At 45.9% G+C, this 21,760-nt stretch carries 20 protein-coding genes and 1 pseudogene; 17 read left to right on the top strand and 4 right to left on the bottom strand.

The genetic code is table 11. The annotated features are described in order from the left end of the window. From QUB35_RS22300 to QUB35_RS22375, 16 genes and pseudogenes are all read left to right on the top strand, one after another. Positions 1 to 797: pseudogene (locus QUB35_RS22300) on the top strand (IS701 family transposase); the annotation flags it as partial. 299 nt (positions 798 to 1,096) lie between these two features. Then, positions 1,097 to 1,435, top strand: a complete 339-nt coding sequence (locus QUB35_RS22305; protein ID WP_333143916.1) for a DUF433 domain-containing protein — start codon at positions 1,097 to 1,099, stop codon at positions 1,433 to 1,435. 3 nt (positions 1,436 to 1,438) lie between these two features. After that, positions 1,439 to 1,801 (top strand): DUF5615 family PIN-like protein, encoded by a 363-nt coding sequence (locus QUB35_RS22310; protein ID WP_333143917.1) that lies wholly within the window; start codon positions 1,439 to 1,441, stop codon positions 1,799 to 1,801. A gap of 248 nt (positions 1,802 to 2,049) precedes the next feature. Continuing rightward, positions 2,050 to 2,211: a hypothetical protein gene (locus tag QUB35_RS22315; RefSeq protein WP_333143918.1), complete on the top strand. Its 162-nt coding sequence runs from the start codon at positions 2,050 to 2,052 to the stop codon at positions 2,209 to 2,211. A 37-nt stretch (positions 2,212 to 2,248) separates the two neighbouring features. Then, positions 2,249 to 2,569, top strand: a complete 321-nt coding sequence (locus QUB35_RS22320) for a DUF433 domain-containing protein (RefSeq protein ID WP_333143919.1) — start codon at positions 2,249 to 2,251, stop codon at positions 2,567 to 2,569. A gap of 154 nt (positions 2,570 to 2,723) precedes the next feature. Next, complete coding sequence (locus QUB35_RS22325; protein ID WP_333143920.1) at positions 2,724 to 2,897, top strand: DUF433 domain-containing protein; 174 nt, start codon at positions 2,724 to 2,726, stop codon at positions 2,895 to 2,897. A gap of 355 nt (positions 2,898 to 3,252) precedes the next feature. Next, complete coding sequence (locus QUB35_RS22330) at positions 3,253 to 4,881, top strand: leucine-rich repeat domain-containing protein (RefSeq protein ID WP_333143921.1); 1,629 nt, start codon at positions 3,253 to 3,255, stop codon at positions 4,879 to 4,881. Between the two features lie 138 nt (positions 4,882 to 5,019). Continuing rightward, positions 5,020 to 6,465, top strand: a complete 1,446-nt coding sequence (locus tag QUB35_RS22335) for a tyrosine-type recombinase/integrase (protein WP_333143922.1) — start codon at positions 5,020 to 5,022, stop codon at positions 6,463 to 6,465. 357 nt (positions 6,466 to 6,822) lie between these two features. Beyond that, positions 6,823 to 7,536: a hypothetical protein gene (locus QUB35_RS22340; protein ID WP_333143923.1), complete on the top strand. Its 714-nt coding sequence runs from the start codon at positions 6,823 to 6,825 to the stop codon at positions 7,534 to 7,536. Positions 7,537 to 8,116: 580 nt separating this feature from the next. Continuing rightward, entirely contained in the window at positions 8,117 to 10,987 is a 2,871-nt protein-coding gene (locus tag QUB35_RS22345) for a DUF3854 domain-containing protein (protein WP_333143924.1), read from the top strand. A gap of 58 nt (positions 10,988 to 11,045) precedes the next feature. Continuing rightward, entirely contained in the window at positions 11,046 to 11,396 is a 351-nt protein-coding gene (locus QUB35_RS22350) for a hypothetical protein (RefSeq protein ID WP_333143925.1), read from the top strand. Positions 11,397 to 11,797: 401 nt separating this feature from the next. Further along, positions 11,798 to 13,300: a COR domain-containing protein gene (locus QUB35_RS22355; RefSeq protein WP_333143926.1), complete on the top strand. Its 1,503-nt coding sequence runs from the start codon at positions 11,798 to 11,800 to the stop codon at positions 13,298 to 13,300. 66 nt (positions 13,301 to 13,366) lie between these two features. Further along, positions 13,367 to 13,879, top strand: coding sequence for a dihydrofolate reductase family protein (locus QUB35_RS22360; RefSeq protein ID WP_333143927.1), 513 nt, complete (start codon positions 13,367 to 13,369; stop codon positions 13,877 to 13,879). A 223-nt stretch (positions 13,880 to 14,102) separates the two neighbouring features. Next, on the top strand, positions 14,103 to 14,522 hold the full coding sequence (locus tag QUB35_RS22365) for a XisH family protein (RefSeq protein WP_333143928.1): 420 nt from the start codon (positions 14,103 to 14,105) through the stop codon (positions 14,520 to 14,522). Continuing rightward, positions 14,510 to 14,845, top strand: coding sequence for a XisI protein (locus tag QUB35_RS22370; protein WP_333033025.1), 336 nt, complete (start codon positions 14,510 to 14,512; stop codon positions 14,843 to 14,845). The genes QUB35_RS22365 and QUB35_RS22370 overlap by 13 nt, the downstream gene beginning before the upstream one ends. Positions 14,846 to 14,852: 7 nt before the next feature. Further along, positions 14,853 to 15,149, top strand: a complete 297-nt coding sequence (locus QUB35_RS22375) for a hypothetical protein (RefSeq protein ID WP_333143929.1) — start codon at positions 14,853 to 14,855, stop codon at positions 15,147 to 15,149. 207 nt (positions 15,150 to 15,356) lie between these two features. On the opposite strand, the gene QUB35_RS22380 is transcribed toward QUB35_RS22375, so the two are convergent. From QUB35_RS22380 to QUB35_RS22390, 3 genes are all read right to left on the bottom strand, one after another. Next, a complete protein-coding gene (locus tag QUB35_RS22380; RefSeq protein ID WP_333143930.1) occupies positions 15,357 to 15,956 on the bottom strand; it encodes a hypothetical protein in 600 nt (199 codons plus the stop codon). A gap of 105 nt (positions 15,957 to 16,061) precedes the next feature. Beyond that, positions 16,062 to 19,676: an isoleucine--tRNA ligase gene (ileS, locus tag QUB35_RS22385; protein WP_333143931.1), complete on the bottom strand. Its 3,615-nt coding sequence runs from the start codon at positions 19,674 to 19,676 to the stop codon at positions 16,062 to 16,064. 266 nt (positions 19,677 to 19,942) lie between these two features. Further along, complete coding sequence (locus QUB35_RS22390; RefSeq protein ID WP_333143932.1) at positions 19,943 to 20,506, bottom strand: Uma2 family endonuclease; 564 nt, start codon at positions 20,504 to 20,506, stop codon at positions 19,943 to 19,945. Between the two features lie 511 nt (positions 20,507 to 21,017). Here QUB35_RS22390 and QUB35_RS22395 point away from each other — a divergent pair. After that, positions 21,018 to 21,278 (top strand): hypothetical protein, encoded by a 261-nt coding sequence (locus tag QUB35_RS22395; protein ID WP_333143933.1) that lies wholly within the window; start codon positions 21,018 to 21,020, stop codon positions 21,276 to 21,278. A 4-nt stretch (positions 21,279 to 21,282) separates the two neighbouring features. On the opposite strand, the gene QUB35_RS22400 is transcribed toward QUB35_RS22395, so the two are convergent. Continuing rightward, a complete protein-coding gene (locus QUB35_RS22400) occupies positions 21,283 to 21,693 on the bottom strand; it encodes an Npun_F0494 family protein (RefSeq protein ID WP_333143934.1) in 411 nt (136 codons plus the stop codon). Positions 21,694 to 21,760 lie beyond the last annotated feature (67 nt).

Consider the following 21,760-nt stretch of genomic DNA (forward strand, 5'->3'; position numbering starts at 1 on the left):
CTCATTACCAGAGGGAGAGGAAGACCCAGAATTCAAGAAAAAGCCAGAAATAGCCATAAATTTAATCGACAAAACCTCCTTCGAGAGGCTATAAACCAGGAATAGTCTTGATGGATGCAGGGTATGGTAATAACACCAGTTTTTTACAAGAATTAGAAAACCGCAAATTAAAATATATCGGAGGAATCGCCAAGAATCGCAAAGTAATAATTCAAAAAACCGAAAATGAAACAGAGGAAATTCGAGTAGACAACTTAACAAAAGCTTTACCTGTAGGGGCTTTCACAAAAATTCAACTCAATCTCGAACGACCGAGAACAGTATGGGTAGCAATTAAGGAAGTCGAATTATCAAAATGCACAGGTAAGAAAGTAATAGCCATCGTCATGAATGCAGAGACTTTCGATACCGCGACTGAAATAGATTATTTGATGAGTAATGTTGACTTATCAACAGCGACAGAGGAGTGGATAGTAAAAACTTATTCACAAAGAAATTGGGTCGAAGTTTTCTATCGGGAAGCCAAGGGCTGGTTGGGGTTAAATGAATATCAAGTCAGAGATGAAATCAGCCTGAAAAGACATTTCATTATGGTGTTTTGTGCCTACACTTTCATTCTCTGGCATACCTTAACAGGAGGATTAAGGCGCAAATGGGCAAACAAACCTTTAAACACTTTTAGTGATGCACTCGAAGCATTTCGGACAGCCATATCTTTTAGGTTTGTGAAATGGTTGAACCAAAATTGGGACGTATTCTCCGCTTATAAAGCCAGTTTAGGCTTTGTTTGGGCTTAAAATTTGTTTAAGTCCCGCTAAAAGCTTGTAGAAACCGGGCTCCTCGCCCCATGCGTGAATCTCAGAAACCGGGTTTCTCTCGATATTTCTCATCACCCAACCAAAAATTCGTAGAAACCCGGTTTCTCGCCCCATGCTTAAATCTCAGAAACCGGGTTTCTCTATGCTTCACCCATCCCCAGCGAAAATTTAACAACAGTTCGATCGTGTTTCGAGCGCCCTCATCTGGCAGGATGAAGCATTTTAAATTTGGGCGATCGCGAGTATAATAGTAAATAGCTAAAAGAGGAATTTTAGATATGGAATTGAATGAGTATTTTGATTTCTTGGCACCAGATGATATTCGCATTAAAGGACACCGCATCGGGATTGAGACGGTACTGTACGAGTACCTGCATCGGGAACGCACCGCCGAAGAAATTCAGCAATTCTATCCATCTCTAACTTTGGCAGAGGTTTATGCGACTATTTTGTATTATTTGGAGAACAAAGAAGCAGTAAGTCGATATTTGGAAGACTGGTTGGAGTGGTCGCACCAGCAGCGAAAAATGCAAGCAGCAAATCCCCATCCGGCTGCCGAAAGATTGCGAAAATTGAAAGCAGAATGGGCAAAGCAAACCGCGAACCAGAGTGATTGAGAAATGGCGTTTAAATATTTGATGGATGAGAATGTTACTCCCGTTTATGCTACACAGCTTCACCGGAAACGGCCTGATTTAGTAGTTTGGTCGGTGGGTGACATCGGTACGCCTCCGAAAAGTACGCTCGATCCTGATATCTTGGTGTGGTGTGAAGAGCATAACTTTATTTTGGTGACGAACAACCGCAAGTCAATGCCCGTGCATTTGGTAGATCATATAGCTGAAGGTAGGCATATTCCAGGGATTTTTATTTTGAACTCAGATTTAAGTATTGGGCAAAATATTGAGGAATTGATTTTGATTGCTTATGGTTCGTTCGATGATGAATATCAAGATCGGATCGTCCATCTTCCTTTAACATAAACGGGACTTATGCGCGGGGGATAGGCCATGCGTGAATCTCAGAAACCGGGTTTCTCTCGATATTTCTCGTCACTCAACCAAAAAATTCAGAGAAACCCGGTTTCTCGCCCCATGCGTAAATCTCAGAAACCGGGTTTCTCTCGATATTTATCGTCACCCAACCAAAAAATTCAGAGAAACCCGGTTTCTCGCCTCAATGCCAAAAATTCCTGTCACAATAAAATGAATCCTAGCAAGAGACAAAGGGCATGACGCGAGAGGAAGCAGGGCGGCGAATTGACCAAGCAGCCGAGGAACAATTGACGGAACTGGATTTGGCGGGGTTGGGGTTGGAGGAATTGCCGCCGGAGATAGGCAAGTGTACGGAGCTTGAGAGGTTGGTGTTGGGAAATTTTGCTATGATAGTTTGAGCGATCGCACTATTATATATTCCGTAAATTACCAGCTATGAACATTCAGTTGGTTGACTCCTTAATTCAAGTCATTGAGTCGCTGACACCTGAAGAGAGTTTGCTATTCCAAGAAAAACTCTCGGCTAGGGCGATTCAGAGTACGCCTGGAGTCTGTGGAGGAAATGCCCGGATTCGCAACACCCGCATTCCTGTTTGCACACTGGTTTCGCTTCACCAACAGGGGGCCCATGAGGCTGAGTTACTTCGGAATTATCCAGGTTTGTCGGATCGCGATTTAGAGAATGCTTGGCGTTATTACGATCGCCACCGCGAAGAAATCGATCGCGTTATTGTTTCTCATCAAACAGATGATTGAAAGGGTGAGGCTTTATTAAGAGTGAAAATTTCCAGATCGTAACGCTCGATGTTGGCGTAGCCTTTTTCCTCAAACAGGATATTTCCCTCATTCCAGCAATCCGGCAGGGGTTGAAACCCCTGCCTCAAAGTGAAAGTCCTCTCAAAGAGGACTAATGAGTTTTTCAGTCCTCTTTGAGAGGACTTTCGCTAAGGGGGCCCATGAGGCTGAGTTACTTCGGAATTATCCAGTGTTGGACGATCGCGATTTAGAGAATGCTTGGCGTTATTACGATCGCCACCGGGAAGAAATCGATCGCATTATTGTTTCTCATCAAACAGATGATTGAAAGGGTGAGGCTTTATTAAGAGTGAAAATTTCCAGATCGTAACGCTCGATGTTGGCGTAGCCTTTTTCCTCAAACAGGATATTTCCCTCATTCCAGCAATCCGGCAGGGGTTGAAACCCCTGCCTCAAAGTGAAAGTCCTCTCAAAGAGGACTAATGAGTTTTTCAGTCCTCTTTGAGAGGACTTTCGCTATTAGACAGGGAATTCATTCCCTGGCGGACTGTCGGGTGGGCGAGAAGGCTCGGTGGACTGACAGCTTAAGTTGTCACACCTTGGTCACTGCCGTGTAGTTATTCCCCTCTACTAACCAAAAATTCCTGTCACAATAAAATGAATCCTACCGAGAGACAAAGGGCATGACGCGAGAGGAAGCAGTGCGGCGAATTAACCAAGCAGCCGAGGAAAAATTGACCCAACTGGATTTGTCGGGGCTGGACTTGGAGGAATTGCCGCCGGAGATTGGCAAGTGCACGCAGCTTGAAACGTTGCGGTTGGGGGAGAAGTTCTATGAAGAGAAAAGAGAATTGGTTAGGAATAAGTTAACTGAGTTTCCTGATGCTGTTCTTCAATTAACCAACTTAAAAATACTTAACCTCAGTCACAATCAGATTACCTGCATCCCAGGGGCGATCGGGCAACTGTCGAATCTGACACTGGTTAACCTCAGTAGCAATCAGATTACCCAAATCCCAGATGCGATCAGCAAACTATCAAATTTGACATGGCTGCTCGTCAGTAGCAATCAGATTACCTCCATCCCAGATGCGATCGGGCAACTGTCCCATCTGACATTGCTTGACCTCGGTGACAATCAAATTACCTCCATCCCAGATGCGATCGGGCAACTGTCGAATCTGACAAGGCTTTACCTCAGTTACAATCAGATTACCTCCATCCCAGATGCGATCGGGCAACTGTCGAATCTGACACGGCTTGACCTCGATAGCAATCAGATTACCTCCATCCCAGAGGCGCTCGGGCAACTGTCGAATCTGACAGGGCTTTCCCTCCGTAGCAATCAGATTACCTCCATCCCAAAGGCGCTCGGGCAACTGTCGAATCTGACACGGCTTTCCCTCCGTAGCAATCAGATTACCTCCATCCCAGAGGCGCTCGGCCAACTGTCGAATCTGACACGGCTTTCCCTCAGTAGCAATCAGATTACCTCCATCCCAGAGGTGCTCGGCCAACTGTCGAATCTGACACGGCTTGACCTCGATAGCAATCAGATTACCTCCATTCCAGAGGCGATCGGGCAACTGTCGAATCTGACACTGCTTGACCTCCGTTTCAATCAGATTGAAAAGATTCCTGAATGCTTAGAAACACTGCCACAACTTAAATACCTCGATCTTCGCCACAATCCCCTGCCCGTTTCTCCAGAAGTTCTAGGGTCTGCAAACCAGAACGAAGAACCCGGTACTCCCGCCGCCATTTTCAACTACCTGCGCCAACTCCGCAGCGGCGAAGTCCGCCCCCTCAACGAAGCCAAAGTCCTCCTCGTCGGGCAAGGCAGCGTCGGCAAAACCTCCCTGATCAACCGCCTCATCGACAACAAATACAACCCCAACGAGCCCCAAACCGACGGACTCAACATCACAGACTGGAAAATTACAGTCAACACCAAACAAGTCAAACTCAACGTCTGGGACTTCGGCGGACAAGAAATCTACCACGCCACCCACCAATTTTTCCTTACCAAACGCAGCCTCTACCTCCTCGTGTGCAACTGCCGCACCAGCGAAGACGAAAACCGCCTCGAATACTGGCTGAAACTGATCGAAAGCTTCGGCGACGCTTCCCCCGTCATCCTCGTCGGCAACAAGTGCGACGAACAACCCCTGGACCTCAACCGCAAAGCCTTGCGCGACAAATATCCCAACATCAAAGCCATTCTCGAAACCTCTTGCCAAAGCGGAAGCGGAATCGACGAACTCCGCAGCGCCATCCACACGGAAATCTCCGAACTCAAACAAGTCTACTAAAAATCTGCTATACTATTCTAGGAAGTAGCCGCCTACAGTTGGCGGCTGCTCATAAAAATGCACATAAGTGCAGAAATCTAGAATCCGTCTAGAAAACCCAGAACCTTGACAAACCAATAGTTTCAGGAAGAACAACCTATGAGAGCCGATAAACGTCCTCAACAGTCCTGCGATGTTAGTGTCACCCGTGACGGTAAATCACTCCGATTAGGGTTTCCTAAGCGTCACACGCCGTTATGGGAACAGTTAAAAGGTAAATCCCTTAAAGGAAAGCCTAGTTACCTGTACCTGACTAAATACGGGTTTAGTGCTGACAATCCAGAGGACTGGAAACGGGCTACCCAGTTAGCGATCGCTATGGAGGCTGACCTTGACCACACTGAATGGGAGAAGCTATTTGACCCGACACTTGCCAAGTACGGCTTAGGGGGAGGTAAATATGCCAAACTGGCCGATGTACTTCAATTACCAGGTACAGTACAGCTTGAACCCGAAATAACAGTAGGGGAGATGTGGGAAGCTTACCTAGAGTGGAAAAAGACTGTTATTGAGGAAACAACGTTCAAAGTCAGGTATGAGACACAATTCTCAAATTTGATTTACGGTAAAATCTGGAACAATCAAACCAAAGCATTTACTCAGTCAGGATTAAGCATTGATTTAATCCGATTGGATGACAAACAAAATTTGATTCTAGTATTGTCTAGAATCAAATCATCAAAAAAAACGTATTTTTTGTCTGAGTTAAATCAGGCATTTGAGTTTTCCAAATCCAAAGGGATGTTGGTTAATGCAACCACCGAAAACCCGTTTGCACTTGATAAGTTCAGCACACCCGCTGTTACAACGCAGCAAAAGTACGCATCTAAAATAGTAAACGGAGAGGAAAAAGAATGGCACGAGGTGTTAGACGAAAAAGAACTTGAAGACGACCGACGTGCTTTTAGTAAGGAAGAATGCAAGATTATTATCAAGGCTTTTTATGAATCCAAGTCTAAAGCTGTAATTCTGTACGCTCCCTTGATCGAGTTTTACTTTTTAACCGGGTGTAGAACTTCTGAAGCATTACCTCTCACGTGGAAGGATGTTGATTTAGAGCGCAATTTAATTCGGTTTAGCAAGTCGCTAGGCTCGTCAACAAAAAAGGTAAAAGAAACCAAAACAGGTGAGGTAAGACTTTTCTACTTTAGTGAGAATTCTCGATTAAGGGAGCTATTGTTAAAGTTAAAAAGTGAAAGTTCAAGCGAGTTAGTTTTTCCAAACAAAAAAGGGAAACACAGACTACAATCGAGCGTTGCACAAACTTGGAGAGGGTACAAGCAAAAGAGAATACTCAAAGATGGTACTGAGACAGATTACTGGTATTTCGGAGTAGTTGCTCGATTAGTAGAGGAAGGCAAGATATCAGGCTATCTCTCCCTATATCATACCCGTCACACTTACATCACGCTTACAGCACAGGCTAACAAGCACAACAACAACGCACTATTACATATTGCTACTTCCTGCGGTAACAGTGTAGATGTAATTCTCAGGCACTATCTGGGAGTAAGTGAAGAAACTAGAATCGTAGAAGCTTTTTAGCCCCAGCTACCTCCCAGCCTACCGCCCCCCTTAATAAGGGGGGTTTTTTATTGGCTATTTTTTGCCTTGCCTGTTTGTGTCTCTGCCTGTATTTTCTGGCGTAGCCGCCAACAGTTGGCGGCTATTCGTAAAAATAGAGATAAATAAGCAGTGAACTTAATATCAAGTATTCACTTGTGTCACGTGAGTGACAGTAAGTAGTCCCGTTCTGTTGGCAACAAAACTTAACAGTTGCAGTATTGACACTTTAGCCTGAATGCTGCGATCGTCAAAAGTAAGAGAAAGCAACACAGCCACCGGGTTGCACCCCGATGACTGCTGTTTTCTCAATTGGTTCAAGCAATTGAGAATATTATTATGTCACAACAGTCCGCTTCACGTACCCCACGATCGGCTTCTTTTAACTATTCGTGGGATAAGCCCCTTGCACTCCGTTGGTATCGAGATGCCGTGTTTGATGGTATCCGCCACACCGAGGCTTTTGCCTGCATTGATATCGGTACTGGCGTTAAGCCGTGGTTGCACTACTACCAGGCTCCCGTGCTATTACCGGAACAGGTAGATGCCCTTTATGACGTTGAGCCAAAAACTACCGATCGCCTAATCCGCAACTTTGAACCACAACTTGTAGGGGATGGCTTGTTCAGTTGTCCCGAAACCTTCATTGAACACTCGGAACCCGTACTCGGTATCTGCTGGATAGGAAAACCCCACCTCAACTACCTGTTGCCCCCACGGGCCGTACTTAAGCTGGCCTGTTGGATGCCAGCAACTACCGAGGTGCTGCGGGTACTAACGTGCCTCGAAGCGATCGCAAAAAAGGCATATGAGCCACTACCGGAACCGGTGAGGATGAGCCAACACTACAAGGTAGTCGAACGGCGAACCGCCCCCAAGGATAAATTGGTAATGGTACAAGAAGCGCAAGAGCTAGGGCTTTACGCCTATGCCAAACACTTTGGGGACTTGAAGTCGGGCATCACCTACAGTCGGTTGCTTACTCACTACAAACGGGGTGGACAGTTCCCGCCCACACGGCAAGAGCTTAATGATTTGTTGATTGAGTTTTAGGTTGGTATCCGATCGGTAAGGTCACAAGTAAAAAAGCTAGAGTCACATCATCTGCATAGTGTGAAGCTAGCTTTTCTTTTTTTGTGAGCATTTTTACAAGTAGCCCCCTACTGTAGGGGGCTACTCTAGGAAATACACTTACTTACTTAAGCACCTGTTATACAAAGTAAGAAAAATGCGTCTTGTGTATAAATTTTGTGAGATTTAGTGTAAATTTCTCTCACGCTGTATAGACTTTAATACACGAGAAAATAATCCTAACCCTTATAGGGTTCCGGAAGAATTATAACGCTGTATAAGCTTTATTTGTGGGATATTTGCCATCCCCCGACAGGTTACAATTTCAACAGCAGAATTTGCCCGCTTGTACCCGCAGGCAAAAAAAAGGCTCTCGCTGTCCCTAAATAGCGTTAGCTGGTGAAGAGAGACAACAAAAACCCAAAAAACCTGAACCAAATTTAACTTATTTTCTAGACTTTTTCTAGAAAGTCCCCTTGCCGGAAGGGTATATCACGGCATCAATTCACTAGCTAAACACTAGGGATAGCGGTTAATCACCTTACTTGCAGGAACAACCGCTATGGATAGTATACCATCATCTTCTACAGTTGTTGCCGCTACCCGCAACAAATCTTTACTCAATGCCGCTGACAAGGACTATTTAAGAGTCGAGCGAAAACTTCCTCTGGATTGGATATATGCAAACTGTGGTAGTGCTGACATCCCGAAAGCCACGGTATTGCTGGGATATGAGGCTAAATCACCCTGTATAGTTTTTTACGGCAACCTCGAACAACTGCAACTACGGCCAATTAACCCGTGGCCGTCAAAGGACGGAAAGCTTCCTAAATATCGCACCCCTAAAGGTGAATACGATGCTTTCCTTGCCAAGCATCCAGAAGTCGAAACATATTGGACTGATTTAGAGGCTCTTAAAGCCCGATGCTTCACCATTAACGGCAAACCCTACCTACTCATCACCGAGGGGTGCATAAAGGCAATTAAGGGCTGTATGTGGGATATCCCTACGGTAGCCCTAATGGGGATAGATATGGGATTAACCCCAAAGGCAAAGGGTGAACCCGACTTGATACCAGGGCTGAAACGATTAGCTGAAGCGGGTTTTAACTTTATCATCTCTTATGACTCCGATCCACCTGAGAAGGTGGAAACCATAAAGAATGTTCGCCGTGCCGAAAAAACCCTCACTAAACACCTGAAAGCCTATGGCTGCGAGGTACTATCGGTTACAGGCAATTGGAACCACGAGGACGGCAAGGGGATGGATGATTTCATCAATAATCAAGGGATTGAGGCCTTCAGGGCAATACTGATGAAAGCTAGTAATGTAGTTGAATCACCTGACACAACTGATAGTGATACACCAACAAAAAAGAAAAAGCCACCGACACCGCGAGAAGCAGCGGCCCGGTTAGCCGAACAATATGGGCATCAGTGGAAATATGATGACGAACAAAAAACGTGGCGGATATACTCCGGTAAACACTGGGAAAAGGTAGGGATAGGGCCGTTTAAGAGTTTGGTCAAAACCACTATTGACGCAAAAAACATAAACTACAGCGGGATTGAGTATATTAACAACGTGGTGGAATTGCTCCAATGTGACTTGCGACAAATCCGCTGGCAGTATTGGGATAGAAAGCGTTACATCAACTTTAGTAATTGCGTTCTAGATGGTAATACCCTCACAACTCAACCGCACTCACCGGGTACGGGGTTTACCTCGTTCTTACCCTTCGACTACAAGCCACTAGAAGGCGATTTAAGCGACCCGTTAGAGGCTTTACGGGTAAATTGTCCTAATACCCATAAATTCTTCAGGACGGCGATGCAAGACGATGAGCGAAAAATGTTTAAGTTGCTAGCCATTGCTAACGCCATACTCAAACATCGGTTTTTCGACTTGCAGATGTTCGTTCACTTGGTCGGAGCGCCGGGTTCCGGTAAGGGTACTTTTACTCGGTTGATGGAGAAAATGGTTGGACGGGAGAACTTTAAGGGCTGCCAGCTCGATCGCCTAAGTGACGGATCGACTAAGGCATCAGTTGTGGATAAACAATTGGTAGTGTTTGCCGATGAACGAAAACCCGTAGGTATTGACTCGATTCTCAGTTTTACGGGTGGAGATGCTGTTAGTTACCGGGAATTGCACACTCCGGCCGCCGATGCGTTTTTCTACGGGTGCTTCCTCATCTGTAGTAACAAACCCATATTTGTGGGTGACACTACCGGGCTAGAGCGTCGGTTGTGCCTGGTTCACTTTGATAACCCCATACCTACCGAAAAACGCGACCACGCTATCGAAAGTGAGTTTGAGGCAGAAATACCCGCATTGATTGGAATAGCCCTCTCCCTCGCAAATAGCGCCGTTACTCAAGCGATACGCGGTATCGGAGCCGAAAAGATTGCTGAGTTCAAATATAAGGAATGGGAGATGAAAGTCGAAACAAGCTCGACCGCTGCATTCTTTGATATGGAACTGGTACTAGACCCGGCCGCTACTACCCGCACCGGGAAGCTTTACGAGGCTTACAAGGATTTTTGCGAAGAGAGTGGGTTCTCGAAAGTAAGTATTGTCAAATTCCCCCGCTTGCTTGCCGACTTGCTGACAGACGAGAATTTACCCTTTACCCGACATCAGGGTGCACAAGCCTATTTTGAGGGATTGAGGGTGAGAGAAAAGTCGGATAACCATATCACTCACTCCGAAACTTTAGTCGGGATTGAGGGAGTTAGCGAGGGAGTTGCAGGGAGTTTGCAGGGAGTTGGGGAGGGAGTTGAACCCCTACCAGATATACCTTTGAGGGAGTTGAGGGAGTTAGACCCTAAAGTTTCAAACGGAAACAAAAATAAAGAAAATTATCTGCCAGATAAGGAAGAAAGTGATCGAGAAAGTGAGTTAGAAAAAGATTTACCCCCCCAAACTCCCTCAACTCCCTCAAACCCAGTACCAGTAACGATTCAAACTCCCTCAATAACTCCCTCCCAAGTGCCACCACCCCCCCCCTCAACTCCCTCAAACCCGACTAAAGCCGATATGCAAACCACCGCCAACAGACAGCGGGCTGAAAGGATGGCCGACGAGTACCGGGAAGCAAAAGCGAGCGGCGATACCGAAAAAATGGAAGAGATAAAGAAATTTATTGAAAGTACCGATGGACTTCACTTGAGGGGATTTTTCAAGCGAGCACTTAATGGGACATCCCCTACACAACAGCCCGCACCGAGGCCTTCCCGTATTTTGGAGGTAGGCGATCGGGTTGTTGTAGTGAAGCCCGGCGATCGCGCTAAGGGCGTTAAAGGGGAAATTACCAAAATTACCAATTACCCCACTTATACGGGCTTGCGGGTACAATTCGACAAAGAAGTAGCATTCGTAAGGGAACAGGAGTTCGTCGCCGGGGATTTGATGTATCTCTCCGAAAAGTAGTAGTTTCGAGTGTCATCTACCTACAGCCTAACTTTCTACCCCTAGTCACTTGTGTCGCGTGACTAAACACTTGACAGAACTAAAGCATCCGTGCCAGTCTGTTAATAATAAATCACCTGACACAAGTGAAATAACTAAAAACATTAATGACGCTAGCCTAGCCAACCTCAAGCACTATGAGGGTAAATGGGAACACGGGCAAACCCGCACTATCCGAGTACCGATCGCCCTAGCAGATCGGGTGCTGACTATAGCTCGACAACTGGATAGTGGAAAATCATTTGACACAAGTGATTTACCTGATGCTGCTGTCTTACTCAACCAATTGAAAGCTAAGCGCAAAAAGTCTAAATGCGACCTAGCGGACGTAGAAGCAATTTTGGATATGCTGGGTAGCCTGTTACCTTAACTGATGACGATCGGCTGGCACGGCAGTGCGATCGCGTCAGTCACGCTATGTGTATGTTGTGATTGTAGGTTTTCGGCTTCTGACCGGGACGGGATAGCATTTTGAACAATAGCCGCCTACAGTAGGCGGCTATCCCTGGAAATACAGGCTTAGACTCGCAGATAGCGGCTTTTTTTTTGCTTAAATCCCAAAAAGTAAATTTTAAAATGGCATTTACCATCGAAAAACCCGATTTTGAGTTGAGGCCTACAGAGCGATCGCAAATATCGCTACCCTACCGCGTCTAGAATTTATCTAGAGAATATTCCCTTTAAAATAAGCTAGCTCAACACCTGGAACGACGTGTCCACGTTAGTCTTCTAGAAACAGTCTAGATTCTAGACTGAGAACGGCTGAAAGCATTGTTTTTTGGTAAATTGTTTAAACTCAAACAAGTCTACGATCTTTTGCCGCTAAGCTGGTTCCAAGTCAAGCAGCGCCTGGAAAACCTCGACAAAGACATCATCAGCATCAGCGAATACGCCACCATCTGCGCCAAAGAAAACATCTGGGAAGAAACCGACCAAACCCAACTGATCGGACTGCTGCACAACCTGGGCATTGTCCTCAACTTCCGCGAACACCCCATCCTGCAATCCACCAACATCCTCAATCCCCACTGGGTGACAGAAGGCATCTATGCCCTCCTCAGCGACGACGCACTCAAAGTCAAAACCAAAGGTATTCTCACCTACGCCGACCTCAGCCGCATCCTCGACTCAAATAAATATCCCAGCCGCCGCTACCACTGCCTCACCGGGTTGATGGAGGAATTTGAACTCTGCTTCCCCGTCAGCCATTGTCGGGCGCCGACTTTCCTCATCCCCGGCATCTTGCCCAAAGAACAACCGGAAAACACCGAACTCCAAGGCGAAACCCTGGAATTTCAATATCACTACCGCATCCTCCCCGACAGCATCCTCTCGCGTTTCATCGTCCTCACCCACGAGAAAATCCACAACAGCACCCACTGGCGCACGGGGGTTATGCTGGAGTACACCGAAGGCGCTGAGGTGTACAACATCGCCCGGATTAAATCTGACCCGGAAGATAAGAAAATCTTTATTGCCGTTAGCGGGCGGGAATCGACGCGGCGTTCTTTCCTCAGCATGATTCGCGATACGTTTACCAAAATCCACAATTCTTTTGCCAATCTGGAAATCAGTCAATGGGTGCCGGTTCCGGGTTGTCCCGATGCCGATCCGCTGGATTACGAGGAATTGCTAGGATTGGAGGAGATGGGCGAAAATACGGTGCGCGTTGGGAAACTTAAACTTAAACTGGATTTGCGGCCGTTGTTGGATGGGTATGAGTCGATCGAACTTCGGCGCAGAAAGCAAATGGGCGATCGAGAAATGGAAAAATACGGAAGAGAATATGACGACCTTGTAGATATCGCTAAACTAGCTGTTAGTAGACCAATTATTAATAAAGCAGAAGCAAAAATGACTCAAAATTCTTCTGAAATCAACAACTTTCAAGGTGCTTTTCAAGGTTCTAACTTTTCCGGCAATATCGGCGGTTCGTCGAACAGTGCCGAAGTTGGCGGCAATCAATCCCTGCAAAACAATAACGCCAATACGGCAGAAATCCTGAAACTGATTTCATCGATGCGTCAAACCGCCGATCAGTTTCCCGAAGACATCCGCGATGAGATAATTATTGATATTGAAGATGTCGAAGCGGAAATTAAGAAACCGGAGAATCAATGGAATAAAGCCAGATTAAAGAAAAGCTTAACAGCTATTTTAGCGGCGGGTACTGCGATCGCTATTCCGATCGCAGGAATGACTGATTTTGCTAATACGGCGATCGATCTCGGTCAAAAGGTGGGTATCGAACTCAAGCGGCCGTCAGGACGCTAAATCATTTAAAATTAAGGTGATTGGGGCGATAATCACCTCAATCAGTCCAAAAACCTCGGTGTTGCCATGCGTAAAATTGTACTATTCATTGCATCTAGTCTGGACGGTTATATCGCCCGATCGAATGGCGATATTGACTGGCTGTTTACAGACCAAAATTACGGTTATAGTAACTTCTTAGGTAGCATCGATACGGTTCTCATGGGTCGAAAAACTTACGAACAAGTTCTAACTTTTGGCGAGTATCCGTACCAGGAAAAAAAGAGCTATGTTTTTACGAAAAATCTAGATTTTCAAGGCACTTCAGATGTCGAAGTGGTAACAGATTTAGAGATTTTTGTCAATGATTTGCGCTTGCTGGACGGCAAGAATATTTGGTTGGTGGGAGGTTCTCTGCTGATTCGCGATTTCCTGAATCAAAACTTTGTCAACGAAGTGATTCTCTCGGTTCATCCGCTTATTTTGGGCGAGGGAATCCCTTTATTTGTTAATCCCATAAATACTACAGCTTTGCAGTTAACTGGATGTCAGACATACAGTTCTGGTATGGTTCAGCTATCTTATGATGTTGCGACTTGAGGGCGTGTCCAATTTTTAAGTGGCTTCTAACTGAGATGTTGCATCATTGTCAATAATCCTTTTAGGAACAGGCAAGATGCCTGTTCCACAAGAAAATTTATCTCTTGTGGAACGGGCATCTTGCCCGTTCTTGAGAATAGTGCCACATCTCAGTTGCCAAATACTGCCAGTTGGTTATCAAAAAAGGTAAGATAGGAATAAGTAAGTTAGTTATCGATATATTATGTCTGCCAGAGATGTTTTTCATGAAGTTGTCAAAACAGCTTTGCAAAAAGAAGGCTGGCATATTACCCACGATCCGTTTCCGATTAGTGTTGGCGGTGTAGATATGTCGATCGATCTGGGAGCAGAAAGGCTGATTGCGGCAGAAAGGCAAGGCGAAAAAATTGCCGTTGAGGTCAAAAGTTTTTTGGCAAAATCGTCGGCAATCTCGGAATTTCACAGAGCATTGGGGCAGTTCATTAATTATCGAGCCGCACTTAAAGAAAAAGCACCCGATCGCATTTTGTACTTGGCTGTGCCGTTAATAACTTATGAAGAATTTTTTAAACTAGATTTCCCGAAAGCAAGGATCGAGGAAAACCAGGTAAAAATGATTGTTTATGATACAGCACTTGAGGTAATTGTAGAATGGAAAAATTAATCAAATATCGGCAAATTGTGCAGCAAATGTTACTGGAGTACGGCAAGCGCAAACCTGCTCACGGAGACATTGAAGTCGAGACAATTCTTGATACAGAACGAGATCATTACCAAATCTTTTATGTGGGCTGGGACAAGCAGACTAGGGTGCATCACTGTAGCATTCACATTGATATCAAGGGCGGGAAAATTTGGCTTCAATGGAATGCCACTGAAGATGATATTGCTGAAGATTTAGTAATAGCCGGAGTTCCCAAAGAGGATATTGTTTGGGGATTTCAGCCCCCGTTTATGCGGAAGTATACGGGTTATGCAGTAGAATAGATCGCAGATGATGAAATGTGTTTGCTGCTTGTTGCTATTAATATCTTTTTTCTGGAATGCGCTTCCTGCTGAGGCCTCTGTATGCCGCAATTACCAAGGGCGCGAGATTTGCATTGTCGATATCAAACGCAGTGCAAAAAATTATTGGGAATACAGGGTAATTCTGAGTGTTGATGGAGTGAAAAAGCCTCTAGAAGTCTACAATTGCCGCGATCGCACTACAGTTAAGAAAGATGGCACAGTTTTGGCGTTTGGACAAAACCACCCTGGTGAAATCGTCTGCCGTTTTTTTAATCAGAAATAGTTTTGGTAATCGATTTTATAACCTCTATCTGTATAGTGTACACTGGACACCGGTTGAGTTTGTATGGTGTGGACTGCGTACAGTTTGACTATAAGTTATGGTAGGGTGCGTCAGCGCCGAAGGTTTTAATCGCCTACCTACTCAAGAAATTTTCCCCTGACACACCCTACAGTTAGCTACTAATACTGTTGAGTACACACCTTACTGTTAGCCGTTCATAGCTTTGATTAAAATTCCGATGATTTTCTGAATATCTCGGATAAAATACTCGGTTAAATCTATCGAAACCACGTTATTTTCTAGTTTTAGAAATTGCCAAACTGTACCAGTTGTGACAGCGCCGTAAATAATCGAGATTTCATTACCTTCTTGTTGGTTAAACAATTGTGCTGCTACCATTTCAGCGATACACTGACCTAATCCTGCTTTCAAGTTATCATTTTTTGCCTCTACAATTGCTAATATGGGAGTGGAAATAAACAATTGTTCCTGAGAATTGCTCATTAAAAAATCGCAAAATCCATTGAGTCCTTTACTTGGATCGACATTAAACTCGATCCCAGAAAATAAACTTATATGATAATTTAATTTGCGCCTAATTTCTAGAAGAATTGGGGCTATAATCATTTCTGATCTGGCTTTTTCGGTATTAATTGAAACAGCGAGATCGATATTTTCTTTGAGAATAGTTGTTAATAATTCGCTGGGTTCTATTTCGAGAACATCAGCGAATAGTTGGGAAGACTCAGTAATTGTTAATTCAAATATTTTACTTACATTACTTAATTTGAAATCGCTGTAAGCCATTGCTTTTATAATTCCGTAGTTACCAGAAACAAGGTTGCAAAAAAAATTTTTGAGATAGTAACGCACCCTACATTAAGATGTAAGGTGCGCGGTACACAGCCTACGTTAGAATTTGTGGTCTACTGCTGAAACGCAGCGTTCGCAAATTAGCGGATGTTCGATCGACTCGCTGACGTGAGTCGAGTAATTCCAGCAACGATCGCACTTTTCCCCGTCTGCTTTCACTACACCAATCGCCAATTCGGGAGACTGATAACTGTACGGCAATTCCTGCAGGATTGCATTGGATTCTACCAGTTCCACTTCCGAAGTAATGAACAAATACCGCAGTTCGTCTACACCGTTGCCGGTCATTGTAGAATCGTGCCCTGCAGCTATTTCAGCAGGAATTTCTGGCTTGGGTTCGATCGCAACTAATTCTGCTTGCGGGATTTGGGGTGTTTCTACAAACACTTTTTCGGCTGGGGCTGTTTGTACGATCGCCTGTGTTTCTACAAGCACAAGCGCTGTCTCTACTGGCGGTGCGAGGACGATCGCCTTTGTTTCTGCAAGCACGATCGCGGTTGTCTGGCCCAGCACATCTGCTGTCAGCAAATCAATTTGTAGTGCAATTTCTTGACGGTTGGCGGCAAACAGCAAGTGACGGAAAGCAAACCAGATTGTAAATAAGATGCCGATGACTTCAAAGAGGCCTCCCAACATCGGAATCTGATTCATCGTATCCAAAATCGCCAGCGTTACTCTGCCCGTTACTAACACAGAGGCTAACAGCCCAAGTGTTACCAGCGCTTGTTGGTATTCTGTGAAAAAGTTGCCCGCATATTCAGGCAAATTAGCCACAAACTCGGCGGCTCGATCTAAGATTTGCCCAGAATCTGAAGCCGACAGTTCAGGGACAGAATACTCTACTATCTGAGAAGATCGATCGCCCTTTTCTGCGATCGTTTTCGCCTCAACATAAATTTTGTTTTCTGTCAAGACTTTGGCAACTTTTGCCGCTTGTTCTTCCTGTTTATCTTGTGCTGCTTTTGCTTTCTCCTGGGCCGCTAACTCGATGACTGAATTTTGCGATCGCACATAATCCACCAATTCTTCGCTGCTGGGATTGAAAGCTTGCAATTGCTCTCTTTTCTCAACATCAGGAACGTACAATAAAACCTTAGCTTCCAAAGAAGAACCGATCGCCTTTTCCATCCGGGCTTTTTCCAAAACCTTGTTAACTTCGCCGCGCACTTGTCGCAAATACTGCCAGCGAGTAGCCAATTCTGGATTGTGCCACGAAGCATCAATTTGCACCCAGCCGGCTTCAAACACGGACTTGTAAGGAGTCGGATAGGGAAGGTACTGCCAAATATCCTCAGCCATGTGACACAAAACAGGTGCGATCGCCCTTGCTAAATTCTCCACAGCAATTGCAATCACCGTCTGACAACTGCGACGGCGAAGCGTATCTGTCGCGCTGATGTACAGTCTGTCTTTGGCAATATCCAAGTAAAAATTCGATAAATCTACCGTGCAGAAATTCTGCACAGTTTGGAAAAATCTGGAAAATTGGAAGCTTTCAAAAGCATCTTGGACTTCTGCAAAAACTTCGCCCATTCTGTGCAGCATATAGCGGTCTAGTTCCGGCAATTCCTTGTAAGCAACGGCATCTTTTGCCGGATCGAAGTCGTGCAAATTGCCCAGCAAAAACTTAGCTGTATTGCGAATTTTGCGGTAAACATCCGACTGCTGTTTGAGAATATTTTTGCCCAACGGCACGTCGGCAGAGTAGTCTACCGAAGACACCCACAACCGCAAAACATCGGCTCCATATTCCTTAATTACTGTCGCCGGATCGACGACATTTCCTTCAGATTTGCTCATCTTCCGGCCTTTTTCATCGAGCACAAAACCGTGAGTCAAAACTGTTTTGTAAGGAGCAACGCCGTTAGTTGCTACACTGGTAAGTAAACTCGATTGAAACCAGCCACGGTGTTGGTCTGAACCTTCCAAATAGATATCAGCCGGATAGTTTAATTCCGATCGACCTTGGGCAACTGCGGCCCAGGAAGAACCGGAGTCAAACCACACATCCATCGTGTCTGTACCTTTGCGGTAAGTGCGGCCGTTGTTGCGGTAAGATTCCGGCAGCAATTCGGCGATCGACAATTCCCACCAAGCATCGGAACCCTTCTCGGCAAAAAGGGCTTGCACATGGGCGATCGTTTCTTCATTCAGCAGCGGTTCGTTGTTTTCTTCGTCGTAGAATACGGGAATGGGAACGCCCCAAGTCCGCTGGCGAGAAATACACCAATCCGATCGATCGCCCACCATTGCAGTAATCCGATTTTCCCCTTGGGCGGGAATCCAATTCACCTCGGCGATCGCTTTTAAGGCTTCATCGCGGAACCCTTCAACGGAGGCAAACCACTGTTCCGTCGCCCGAAAAATAGTCGGCTTTTTCGTGCGCCAATCGTAAGGATAAGAGTGAGCGTAACTTTCCTCTTTAATCAAACAATTTGCTTCGGCAAGGGCATCAATCACTGCGGCATTGCCATTTCCGAGGACATTTAAACCTGCAAACTGTCCGGCTTCTGCGGTGAAATTTCCGTTCTCATCTACGGGCGTTAAAACTGGTAAACCGCAGCGTTTTCCTACTATAAAGTCTTCTTGTCCGTGGCCGGGTGCAGTGTGCACCAATCCCGTCCCCGAATCAGCAGTAATGTAGTCACCGCCGGCAACAATTGGACTTTCGCGATCGAACAGCGGGTGTTTGTAGATGCAACCTTCTAATTCTTTGCCTTTGAAGGTGGCCAGTATTTTTAATTCAGTGTTAAAAGTTGCCGACAGTCGATCGACCGCATCGACAGCTACTAACATAAATTGTTGTGCGATGTGGGAATTTGCCGGCGGTTCCACCACCGCATAAGTCAGTTCGGGATTAACTGCGATCGCCAAGTTGGCCGGAATTGTCCAGGGAGTAGTCGTCCAAATCGCCGCCCAGAGACTCGGCATATAGCGCTGTAGGGGCGGTGCCCCCGTGCCCGCCTTCTTCGACTGCAAAGATTTTGACAATTTTTTCACATGGAAGCCGACGTAGATGCTGCGCGACGTGTGGCCTTCGGGATATTCCAGTTCCGCCTCGGCGAGGGCTGTTTTCGAGCTCGGACTCCAGTGAACAGGTTTGAAGCCGCGGTAGATGTAGCCTTTGAGCACCATTTGACCGAAAACGCCGATTTGAGCGGCTTCGTATTCGGGTTTGAGGGTTAAATACGGGTGTTCCCAGTCGCCCCAAACCCCGTAGCGCTGGAAGGATTCGCGCTGCTGTTCCATTGTTTGCTGCGCGAAGGCGGCGGCTTTGCGGCGGAGTTCGATCGGGGTAAGATTTAGCCGCTCCTCCGATTTCATGTTCTGCAATACTTTAAGTTCGATCGGCAATCCATGACAATCCCAACCGGGAACGTAGCGAACTTTTTTGCCGCGCAGCATTTGGTATCGGTTGATAAAGTCTTTGAGGATTTTGTTGAGGGCGTGGCCGATGTGGAGTTGTCCGTTGGCGTAAGGGGGCCCGTCGTGGAGGATGAACAAGTCGCCTGGGTTATTTTCCGAAAGCCGATCGTAGATTTCTTGATCTGCCCAAAATTGTTGCAATTCTGGTTCCCGCTTGACGGCGTTGGCGCGCATATCAAACTTGGTTTTGGGCAGGTTTACCGTGTCTTTGTAAGATTTAGCTTCCATTTTTGAGAAACGTTTTATGTAGTTAGTTGTTAGTAGTTAGCGGTTATTTGAGAGATGATATCAAGTCCGGTTAAATAATCATAATTAAGTTTGTAGTGACAACTTTAGTCATCTCTCGTCATTGAAGAGCTGACAACCAGATATTTTAGTATAAGCGATCGACCGCACATTTGATCGAACCAAATCCGTAGAACTCTCTCTCTTCTCTTCCTCTGCGCCCTCTGCGCCCTCTGCGGTTAAAAAATCCTTCACCAATCGAGGTTGCGCTACTCAGTCAGCCAACTGAACATTTGACCGACGGTGAGATTGAAGGATTCGGCAAAGGTTGGAACGGGGATGCGATCGCCCGGTTCTTCAAAAACTGCTATGGTGCGATCGGCAAAATAGACAAATACCAGTTCTTCTTCCGGGTCAATCAACCAGCCCATCTGGGTTCCGTGGCCGAGACTGTGGAGAATGTTGCGGACGACTTTAGTTTGACTTTGGTCGGGGGAAAGAATTTCGATTGTCCAGTCGGGGGCGATGGCGAAAGTGTTGGCTACTTCGCCGTTTTCGTCGCGGGGAATGCGTTCCCAGGTAAACACTGCAAGATCGGGTACTGTCGATCGACCTCCAAAGGTACAGCGCAATTCTGGATAGGCGCGGGCGATGCGTTGGGCTTTGAGTACCCGGTTAATGTCAGCACCCAAATCGCTTTGAATTGTGCTGTGTTTTCCTTGGGGCATAGGTTTCTGGATAATCTGACCATCGATGAATTCGCTGGCGGGTTTGGTTTCCGACAGTTGGAGAAATTGATCGAGAGTCAAAGGTTTAGAAGCGGTTTGAACCATTATTTTTATTTGATTTAAGTTTAATTTGTATTAGTTAAGCGATCGGGCGTTTAATTTATACTCACATTTTGCACCCTTGTTAAGAACAGGCAAGATGCCTATTCCACAAAAAAGCATAAATTTGCTTGTGGGATTCTCCGTGAAAGAAAACACACCCCAGTCCTTCTAAGAAACTCAAGTGAGATCGCGGTCTAACTCGTTTGACGGCGAGTCCGACAGGGATTGAAATCCCTGTCTCATAGCGCAAGTCCTCTGCAAGAGGACTGAGGAGGTTGATTAACGTGAAATGCGAAACTCAACATCAAGTTGAATTTAGACTTGCAGTCGCTTTTATGCAAAACTCAACATCGAATTGAATTTAAACTTGCAGTCCGACAGGGATTGAAATCCCTGTCTCATAGCGAAAGTCCTCTGCAAGAGGACTGAGGAGGTTGATTAACGTGCAATGCGAAACTCAACATCAAGTTAAATTGAGACTTGCAGTCGGTTTTATGCGAAACTCAACATCGAATTGAATTTAAACTTGCAGTCGGTTTTAACCGACTTTCGCTATGAGACAGGGAATTCATTCCCTGTCGGACTGTGGGAATGTCGGACTGTGGGAATGTCGGACTGTGGGAATGTCGGACTGTGGGAATGTCGGACTGTGGGAATGTCGGATTGTCGGAATGTCGGAATGTCGGACTGTGGGAATGTCGGATTGTCGGAATGTCGGAATGTCGGACTGTCGGAATGTCCGACTGTCGGACTGTCGGACTGGGACAAGCAATAAACGCTTAAAGAAACAGTCCCAACCCGCGGCTAACGGCATTTCCCATACGATCGCACAATGACGCGGCCGGCACCCCCTGTCCTTCCTGTTCCCATTTTTCCACGAGTTGGCGGCCTAGGGGCGTGAGGCGAAAACTGTCGGTAATCCCTTGTCCGTCTACTTCCCGCCGCAACACGCCGACTTGGATCAGCCAGAGTAGGGAGTTTTCGGCTACGAGTTCGGATACGGGCGATCGAGTGTAGCCGCTTTCGACACCGGAATTTGAGGCGATCGCAGTTAGGAAAACACTATTATCGCGGATGGTCTGGAAGAAGTGTAATTGAAAAGGGGAACAGCGGACGGCGCGATCGGCTCTTTTTACGGTGCGATCGGGATAACTAATAGATTTAAACGCTTCGGATGGAATAAAAGTCATTCAAAAAACCTCTGAACAGGTACTATATTTTTAATTGTTACAGATATCCGAGCGGGCTGATTCACCC

The sequence above is a fragment of the Microcoleus sp. B13-B6 genome (assembly GCF_036705405.1).
GTDB lineage: Bacteria > Cyanobacteriota > Cyanobacteriia > Cyanobacteriales > Microcoleaceae > Microcoleus.

Coding starts and splice junctions, on each gene's coding strand:
- QUB35_RS22340 (WP_333143923.1), top strand. CDS start 6,823: ATGTCACAACAGTCCGCTTCACGTACCCCACGATCGGCTTCTTTTAAC.
- QUB35_RS22330 (WP_333143921.1), top strand. CDS start 3,253: ATGACGCGAGAGGAAGCAGTGCGGCGAATTAACCAAGCAGCCGAGGAA.
- QUB35_RS22365 (WP_333143928.1), top strand. CDS start 14,103: ATGTCTGCCAGAGATGTTTTTCATGAAGTTGTCAAAACAGCTTTGCAA.
- QUB35_RS22370 (WP_333033025.1), top strand. CDS start 14,510: ATGGAAAAATTAATCAAATATCGGCAAATTGTGCAGCAAATGTTACTG.
- QUB35_RS22375 (WP_333143929.1), top strand. CDS start 14,853: ATGATGAAATGTGTTTGCTGCTTGTTGCTATTAATATCTTTTTTCTGG.
- QUB35_RS22310 (WP_333143917.1), top strand. CDS start 1,439: ATGGCGTTTAAATATTTGATGGATGAGAATGTTACTCCCGTTTATGCT.
- QUB35_RS22305 (WP_333143916.1), top strand. CDS start 1,097: ATGGAATTGAATGAGTATTTTGATTTCTTGGCACCAGATGATATTCGC.
- QUB35_RS22360 (WP_333143927.1), top strand. CDS start 13,367: ATGCGTAAAATTGTACTATTCATTGCATCTAGTCTGGACGGTTATATC.
- QUB35_RS22390 (WP_333143932.1), bottom strand. CDS start 20,506: ATGGTTCAAACCGCTTCTAAACCTTTGACTCTCGATCAATTTCTCCAA.
- QUB35_RS22380 (WP_333143930.1), bottom strand. CDS start 15,956: ATGGCTTACAGCGATTTCAAATTAAGTAATGTAAGTAAAATATTTGAA.
- QUB35_RS22400 (WP_333143934.1), bottom strand. CDS start 21,693: ATGACTTTTATTCCATCCGAAGCGTTTAAATCTATTAGTTATCCCGAT.
- QUB35_RS22315 (WP_333143918.1), top strand. CDS start 2,050: ATGACGCGAGAGGAAGCAGGGCGGCGAATTGACCAAGCAGCCGAGGAA.
- QUB35_RS22325 (WP_333143920.1), top strand. CDS start 2,724: ATGAGTTTTTCAGTCCTCTTTGAGAGGACTTTCGCTAAGGGGGCCCAT.
- QUB35_RS22320 (WP_333143919.1), top strand. CDS start 2,249: ATGAACATTCAGTTGGTTGACTCCTTAATTCAAGTCATTGAGTCGCTG.
- QUB35_RS22335 (WP_333143922.1), top strand. CDS start 5,020: ATGAGAGCCGATAAACGTCCTCAACAGTCCTGCGATGTTAGTGTCACC.
- ileS (WP_333143931.1), bottom strand. CDS start 19,676: ATGGAAGCTAAATCTTACAAAGACACGGTAAACCTGCCCAAAACCAAG.
- QUB35_RS22345 (WP_333143924.1), top strand. CDS start 8,117: ATGGATAGTATACCATCATCTTCTACAGTTGTTGCCGCTACCCGCAAC.